The 7,540-nt window shown below is 70.0% G+C and carries 7 protein-coding genes and 1 pseudogene; 6 read left to right on the top strand and 2 right to left on the bottom strand.

Annotated elements, in window-relative coordinates:
* Positions 1–14 precede the first annotated feature (14 nt).
* The gene (locus tag H5J31_RS38895) at positions 15–1,109 is read right to left on the bottom strand and encodes a sensor histidine kinase (RefSeq protein WP_328701731.1); all 1,095 of its coding nucleotides are present in this window, start codon (positions 1,107–1,109) and stop codon (positions 15–17) included.
* Positions 1,110–1,244: 135 nt separating this feature from the next.
* On the opposite strand from H5J31_RS38895, the gene H5J31_RS38890 reads away from it, so the two are divergent.
* Both H5J31_RS38890 and H5J31_RS38885 read left to right on the top strand, forming a co-directional pair.
* Positions 1,245–2,708 carry an ArnT family glycosyltransferase gene (locus H5J31_RS38890; protein WP_181777656.1) on the top strand — a complete coding sequence of 488 codons (1,464 nt, stop codon included), beginning with the start codon at positions 1,245–1,247 and terminating at the stop codon, positions 2,706–2,708.
* 2 nt (positions 2,709–2,710) lie between these two features.
* Positions 2,711–3,364, top strand: a complete 654-nt coding sequence (locus H5J31_RS38885) for a GOLPH3/VPS74 family protein (protein ID WP_181777655.1) — start codon at positions 2,711–2,713, stop codon at positions 3,362–3,364.
* Here H5J31_RS38885 and H5J31_RS38880 read toward each other — a convergent pair.
* On the bottom strand, positions 3,347–3,964 hold the full coding sequence (locus H5J31_RS38880) for a TetR/AcrR family transcriptional regulator (protein ID WP_181777654.1): 618 nt from the start codon (positions 3,962–3,964) through the stop codon (positions 3,347–3,349). The genes H5J31_RS38885 and H5J31_RS38880 overlap by 18 nt on opposite strands.
* A gap of 99 nt (positions 3,965–4,063) precedes the next feature.
* Between H5J31_RS38880 and H5J31_RS38875 the strand changes: the two genes are divergently transcribed.
* The 4 genes and pseudogenes from H5J31_RS38875 to H5J31_RS38860 form a co-directional block, all read left to right on the top strand.
* A complete protein-coding gene (locus H5J31_RS38875; protein WP_181777653.1) occupies positions 4,064–4,567 on the top strand; it encodes a PH domain-containing protein in 504 nt (167 codons plus the stop codon).
* Complete coding sequence (locus H5J31_RS38870) at positions 4,564–6,078, top strand: PH domain-containing protein (RefSeq protein WP_181777652.1); 1,515 nt, start codon at positions 4,564–4,566, stop codon at positions 6,076–6,078. The genes H5J31_RS38875 and H5J31_RS38870 overlap by 4 nt, the downstream gene beginning before the upstream one ends.
* Positions 6,079–6,322: 244 nt before the next feature.
* Positions 6,323–7,084, top strand: coding sequence for an isocitrate lyase/PEP mutase family protein (locus H5J31_RS38865; protein WP_181777651.1), 762 nt, complete (start codon positions 6,323–6,325; stop codon positions 7,082–7,084).
* A 10-nt stretch (positions 7,085–7,094) separates the two neighbouring features.
* A pseudogene (locus H5J31_RS38860) lies at positions 7,095–7,540 on the top strand (aminotransferase); the annotation flags it as partial.

Genomic DNA, 7,540 nt, shown 5'->3' with positions numbered 1-7,540 from the left:
TCGAGTTGCTCGGATCACCCGACCGGCTGGTCACCATCGCCGACCCGGCCCGCCAGCGCCGGATCGGCCGGTGCCCCCGCCCGCGTGTTCTCCACCGCGACGTCGAGACCGCCCGCGTGATAGCGGAGTTCGACGACGGCCGTCGAGGCCGGCGCGTGTTTGCGGACGTTGGTCAGCGCCTCCTGCACGACGCGGTACGCCGTCCGGGCGACGGTGGGGGAGATCCGCCCGGGGTCGCCGTCCACCTTCAGTTCGGTCGGGATGCCCACCGACGCCGATTCCGCGACCAGTGTCGCCGGATCGCCCGCCGTGCCGTCGTTGAGCGTGCGGGGTCCGGCGTTCGCGCCGTTGCGCAGCACACCGACGAGGTCGCGTAGTTCGTCCAGGGCCAGCGCCCCTTCGCGCCGGATGTCCTCGGCGGAGGACCGCACGGCCTCGTCGGCCGAGACGACGCCGAGCGCGCCGGCGTGCAGCACCATCAGGCTCAGCCGGTGGGTGACGACGTCGTGCATCTCCTCGGCCAGTTTCCGCCGCTCCTCGGCACGGGCGCGTTCGGCGAGCAGGTGCTGTTCCCGTTCGGCGCGGTCCGCCCGGTCCCGCAGGGAGCGCAGCAACTGGCGCCGCGCCTCGAAGTACAGCGAAAGCGTGGTGGGCAGCGCCGTGCCCAGCAGGCCGAACGGGGTGGTGCTCCAGTGCGCGTCCCACGGCCGTGACGCGCAGACCACCAGGATCGCGGTCAGCCAGAGGACGGTCCGCCGGTCCAGCAGGCGGGCCAGCTGGCTCAGCACGACCGGGGTGATGGTCGGGACGGTCATCAGCGTCAGCTGCCGTTCCGGCACCAGCAGCCCGGGGGAGAACAGGTCGGAGGCGAGCATCAGCAGTGCCCCCGCCGTGATCAGGCCCGCGACCAGCCTCGGGAACCGGAACAGCAGGATCAGGGAGAGATCGAGCAGTACCTGCAGCGTGACGCCCGCCGCGGGGCCCGCCCAGCCGGTCGTCGGTTCGCCGAACACGTACAGGGTGACGTCCAGGCCCATGAAGGCGAGCGACGCCATCGTGAGCCACAAGGTGTCGACCGGACCGGGCCGGAACGGCCTGCTTTTCTCCACCGGCTCACGGTAGCCAGCGGAGGACGCCGTCGCCCGCTACCGGCGACCGATGGCGGGGGACCCGCAACTTTCGTATACCCGATCATCCTCCTTACCCGGTTTCCCGCCGGGGCCGTTTCCGGTGGACTCATCGTCATGGGCAACGCGACTCAGACAGTCCAAACAGGACACGAGCAGAAGGAAGCGGCCTTCGCTCGCCTGCCGGTGCTCGTCGTCGCAGCGTTGGCGGGAGTGGCGCTCTTGGCCACGAGCGGCCGGTACGCGCACGGCTTCGACGAGCTGTACTTCCTGATGGCGGGCCGGGACCATCTGGCGTGGGGGTACTTCGACCAGCCACCGTTGATCCCCGCGCTGGCCGGCGCGATGGATTCGCTCTTCCCGGGCTCGCTGACGGCGTTGCGCCTGCCGATGACGCTGGCCACCGCGGGCGGCGTGGTGGTCACCGCGCTGATCGCCAGGGAGCTGGGCGGCGGCCGCGGCGCGCAGGTGCTCGCCGCCGGGTTCTCCGCGACGTCCGGCGTGATCATCGTCAGTCACTGGATCGGCACCTACGTCCTCGATCCGTTCCTGTGGACGGTGATCGTCTGGCTGGTCGTCCGCTGGGTGCGGACCCGCCGCGACGGCTTGCTGGTGTGGGCGGGTGTGGTCACCGCGGTCTCTTTGGAGACGAAGTTCCTCATCCCCGCCTTCTGGGTGATCGCACTCCTGAGCGCGCTCGTGTTCGGGCCGAGGGAACTCGTGCGGCGGCCGAAGTTGTGGCTGGGCGCGGGGATCGCGGTCGTCGCGACCGTGCCGACACTGCTCTGGCAGGCGAAGAACGGCTGGCCGTACCTGATCATGAACGAGGTCGTCTCGGCGGAATTCCCCGGCACTTGGCCGTTCCTTCGCGACGGTTTCCTGACGGCGGGCGTCGGCGTGGGCGTGCTCGCGTTCGTCTACGGCCTCGTCCTGCTGATCGGATCGCGGGGGATGCGCGACCATCGCTTCCTGGGGGTAGCGATAGTCGCGCTCATCCTGGCTTTTCTGTTGCTGCACGGGCGTTCCTACTATCTGATGAGCGTCTTCGCGCTGCCGTTCGCCGCCGCGGCGACGGGATTCGTGAAGCACGTTCCCCGCTGGCGGCTGATCGCCTGGCCCGCGGTGGTGCTCTCGGCCGTGGTCACCGTCGCCGGTCTGCCGATCTACCCGGCCGGCATGACGCGCACGAGCATCGGCCCGGTCACCCTGGGAAGTTCCTTCGCCGGCGGAGAACTGCCCCAGCGGGACCTCGCCAAGATGATCGGTGAGACGTACGCGTCGCTGCCTCCGGAGCAGCGTGCGCGCACCGCGGTCTACGCCGAGATCTACCCGTTCGCGGCCGCCGTCGAATTCTACGGCCCGCAGTACGGCATCGAGAACGTCTACAGTGGCCACCGGGGCTACTGGTACTTCGACAAACCGCCTGAGACCGCGGACAGCGTGCTGTTCGCCGGATTCGATCCGGGACTGCTCAAACCGTACTTCGCCGAGGTGACTCCGGTGGTGGAAGGACTGCTTTGGCGGTATGACGGCAGGCGGGGTTCCTGGAACGAGATCTGGCCGAAGCTGGAGAGGCACTGACGATGACCGAACTTTCCCTGCCCGCCAAGGCCTATCTGCTCGCCTGTGACGTCGCCAAGGGCAAACTGCGGGACCGGCGCCGTGCGGGTCTGCTGATCAGCGGTGCCGCCCTGACCGACCTCGTGCTGCGCGGACGCGTCGCCGACGCGGACGGCCGGGTCGCGCCGACCGGCACGGGACCGACCGGCGACCTCGTCCTCGACGAGCTGCTCGCCGAAATCGAGGGGGAGACCCCGCGCAAATGGAAATGGTGGGTGCGCAAGGACGCGCGCGGCACACTGGAGGCGGTGGAGACCCAGCTCGACACGGCGGGCGTGATCGAGCTGAAGACCGGCCGGACGCTCGGCCTGTTCCCGTCGCGGCGGCCGGTCGTCCGCGATCCCGCCGTCGTCGAGCGGTTGCGCGCGCTGGTCGATCAGGCGCTGCGCGGGGCATCGCCGGTGTCCGATGTGGACGCGGGCGACGCCGCGCTCACCTCGCTGGTGGCCGCCGTCGAACTCCGCGACGTCGTCCCCGGCCGGGACAGGCGCCGGTACAAGGAGCGGATCGAGGAGCTGTCCGAGCGTGGCGGTGACGCGGTCCCGGCGCTGCGGAAGCTGTTCAAGGAATTGCGGGCGGTGCGGGCGTCGGCCGCCGCCTCATCCGGCGGAAGCTGAGAAGAGCCGGTCGAGGTAGTAGTCCATGGTGGACAGTGCCTCCTCCGGGGTGCGGTGCTGCATCACGATGTTGGAGCCCTGCGAATCGGCGAGCGCCCAGAGGATCGCCGCTTCGTGCTCCGGATCGGCCGACTTGTCGACATCGCCCGCCTCTTGTCCTTGGCGGATCAGGAGTGCGAACAGTTCGAACAGCTGGGGCACGCCCTCGGTGTACGTGGCCGCGAAAGCGGGATCGGACATGGCCCGGATGAAGAACGCGACGCCCATCAGCCAGTCGCCGCGGCTGCGCTCGTCCATGGGCAGGATCTCGATCATGATGGCGCGGAGGACGGCCTGGGGCGTCGAAGGCAGTTCGCCGGCCTCCAGCCGGGCCTTCAGACGCTCCTCGTACACCTGCGAGCGGCGCTCGACGGCGAACAGCAGCATCTCGTCCTTGGTCTTGAAGTAATGCTGCACCAGGCCCATCGACATGCCGGCCTCCGCCGCGACATGGCGGAGGCTGACCCCTTCGAGGCCGCGCGTGGCCACCAGCCGCGTCAGCGCCTCGGCGATCTTCGCGCGGCGCGCGGCGTGATCCACCTGTTTCGGCACCTTCACCATCCGTTCCGCAGGCCGTTTGCAATGCGACCGCATTGCCACTAATGTCCCACGCTATTACGATGCGATCGCATTGTAAACGACCGTCGGGGGTGAAAATCGGTGGAAGCCGATCGGGGGAAGGTGCGGCTGAGGCCGCCGCGGAACGCTCTGGACCAGCGGGTCGTGGGCTGGTGGCGGGTGCAGGGAACACTCTTCTGGATCACGCCGGTGATGGTCCTGGCGCTGCTCGGACTGCTCATCCCGCCGGCGCGGTTCTGGCTGCTGATGCCGGCCGTGGTGTTCGCGGTGCTGGGCCTGGTCTGGGTGATCGCGATGCCGCTGTGGTGGTTCAAGGTGCATCGCTGGGAGGTCACCGAGACCGCGGTGTACACGCGTTCGGGGTTCTTCTGGCAGGAATGGCGGGTCGCGCCGATGTCGCGGATCCAGACCGTGGACACCCTGCGCGGGCCGCTGCAGCAACTGTTCGAGCTCGCGACCGTCACGGTCACCACGGCGTCGGCGCGCGGAGCGGTCAAGATCAAGGGGCTCGACCACGAACTGGCCGCGAGCCTGGCCGAGCAGCTCACCGAGACGACGCAGGCGACGCCGGGGGACGCGACATGACCTCGTCCGAGTTCGAGGGCTGGAGCACACTCGACAAGCGGACGCTCGGCGTCACGGCGGTGACCATGGCCGGGGTCGCCGTCGGTGCCGCCGTCCCGACCACGGCCGCGATCGTGGGCGGCGGGGCGAGGTTCTGGGTCGCCCTCGCCTGGGTCGTGGCCGGCGCGGTGGTGCTCGTCGGCGGCAGCGTGCTGATCGACCTCTTCAACTGGAAGGCGGTGCGGTACCGGGTCACGCCGGAACGGCTGGAGCTGGCGTTCACCCTCGTCGTCCGGTCGCGGAAATCCCTGCAGCGCGAACGGATCCGCAACGTCGACCTGACGGCCAACCCGGTGCACCGGCTGTTCGGCGTCGCCGTGGTGACCATCGGCACCGGGTCGCACGAGTCGGGCGGCGCGGGCAGGCTCAAACTCAACCCCGTCTCGCGTGCCGAAGCCGAACGGCTGCGCGCGGAGCTCCTTCGCCGCACCGGAAACGTCGCGGCCACCGAGACCGACGAGGACGCGCCGCTCGCGCGACTGGAGTGGAGCTGGATCCGGTACGCGCCGATGTCGTTCTTGACACCGACGCTCGGGCTCGCCGCGGGCGGTGGGCTCATGCAGCTCTCCGACTGGGTGGGGTTGCAGGAGGGCTTCATCGACTGGGTGCTGAACCTGTTCCTCGGGATCCCGCTGGTGGTGTCGATCCTCATCCTGCTGGCGATCGCGATGGTCGTCGGCCTGGTCGGCGCGCTGGGGCTGTTCGTCGAAATGTGGTGGAACTACCGGCTCGACCGCGAAGCCGGCGGCACGCTCCGGGTCCGCCGCGGCCTGTTCACCACCCGCTCCATCTCGATCGAGGAGGCCCGGCTGCGCGGCGTCGACCTCGTCGAACCGCTCGGGAACCGGATCTCCGGCGCCGCGCGCGTCGACGCGATCGCGACCGGGATGCGGCAGAGCGACGACAACGACAAGACCGACTACCACACGCTTCTGCCCGCCGCGCCGGTCGCGACGGCCAACCGGATCGCCGCCGAGGTGCTGCGTGAACCGGTCTCGCCGACCGAAGCCGTCCGGCTCACCGGGCATCCGCGTGCCGCGCGGGGACGGCTGCTGCGCTGGTGGGTCGGCTCGGTGGTGGTGCTGCTGGCACTCTTCGCGATCCTCGGCCTCCTGCTGACCGATGTCCTGCTGGTCATCGGCGCCGCGCTCGGCGTCGTGCTACTGCCGGTCTCGGTCCTGCTGGCGCTGGACGCCTACCGCAACCTCGGCCACGGCATCACCGGCCGGTACCTCGTCGGGCGGCACGGGACCGTGCGGCGCAGCACGTTCGCGCTGGAGCGGGACGGCGTGATCGGCTGGACGGTGAAGCAGTCGGTCTTCCAGCGGCGCAAGGGATTGCTGACCGTCGTCGCGACCACGGCCGCCGGTGCCGGCGCGTACTCGGTGTACGACGCGGGGGAGGAGCAAGGCCTTCTGTTCGCCGAGGAGTCCGTTCCGGACCTCCTGACCCCCTTCCTCGAACGGGCCTGACGCTCAGGCCGTCACCCGTGATCAGGCGGCTCTCGTATTTCGCTTCGTACGGGACCAGCGGCCCGAGACCGGGTGTTGCGAAAGGCACTTTCGCAACCTTGAACGTTGCGAAAGTGCCTTTCGCAACGTCCGGCTGCCCAGGCGGCGATCTCGCGTGATCAGACGGACGGCAAGCGAGATCGCCGTCGCGCCGGGGCCGGACGCTTCGGCCGTCACCGAAGCGTCCGCGAACTACCGTCGGGGCATGACCGCATTCGCCGCTTTGCACGTCCCCGGTTCCCCGCTGCTCCTGCCGAACGTCTGGGAGTTCGGCACCGCCGCCTTCCTGGCCGCGCAAGGCTTCCCGGCGCTCGGCACGACCAGCCTCGGGGTCTCGGCCGCCGAGGGCGAGCCGGACGGCGCGCCGTCCTCGAAGGACGCCACCGTCCGGCTCGCGCGGCGGCTGGCCGCGTTGGACGCGCACATCAGCGTCGACGTCGCCGACGGCTTCAGTGACGATCCCGCCGAGGTCGGGGCACTCGCCGAAGAGCTCGCGGAGGCCGGTGCCGCGGGCATCAACCTCGAAGACGCACTGGGCGATCCCGTGCTGCACGCGGCCAAGATCGCGGCGGCGAAGGAACAGGCTCCCGGCCTGTTCGTCAACGCACGCACCGACACGTATTGGCTGGGAGAACCCGACATCACGGCCACGATGGCCCGCTGTGAGTCCTATGTGGACGCCGGTGCGGACGGTGTCTTCGTGCCCGGAGCCGCCGAGCCCGCGGACGTCGAGCGGCTGGTGAAGGCCACCGGAGTGCCGCTGAACCTGTTGTTCCTGCCCGGCCGGGTCACCGTCGCGGGGCTGGCCGAACTCGGCGTCGCGCGGATCAGCCTCGGTTCGCTGCCGTACCGGATGGCGCTCGCCGCCACGCTGCGCACGGTGGAGGCCGTCCGCGACGGCGCCGAACTCCCGCTGACCCCGCCGTCCTACGACGACGTCGTGAGGCTGCTTCCGGAAACTCATTAATCTCGGGGACATGCAGACCTTCGGAGCCGAATTCGCCGTCCCGCCCGGATATCTGAACACGCCCAGTATCGGCATCCCGCCGTCGCACGTCGCCGACGCGGTCGCGGAAGCGGTGGAGCGGTGGCGGTGCGGGAAGGCCCGTCCGACGGACTTCGACGAGCCCGTTGCGAAGACCCGGGCCGGGTTCGGCGCGCTGATCGGGGTCCCGGCGGAGCGGGTCGCGATCGGGGCGTCGGTCTCGCAGCTCATCGCGAACGTGGCGGCCGGACTGCCCGACGGTGCCAGTGTGCTGGCCGCCGCGAACGACTTCACCAGCGTGACCTTCCCCTTCGCCGCCCAGGCGCATCGCGGGGTGAAGGTCACCGAAGTCCCGCTGACCGAGCTGACCGAACGCGTCGAGGGGCACGACCTCGTCGCGGTCAGCGTCGTCCAGTCGGCCGACGGCGCCCAAATCGA

This window comes from Amycolatopsis pittospori, assembly GCF_013870525.1.
GTDB lineage: Bacteria > Actinomycetota > Actinomycetes > Mycobacteriales > Pseudonocardiaceae > Amycolatopsis > Amycolatopsis pittospori.
This window is presented reverse-complemented; position numbering and strand designations above follow the sequence as displayed.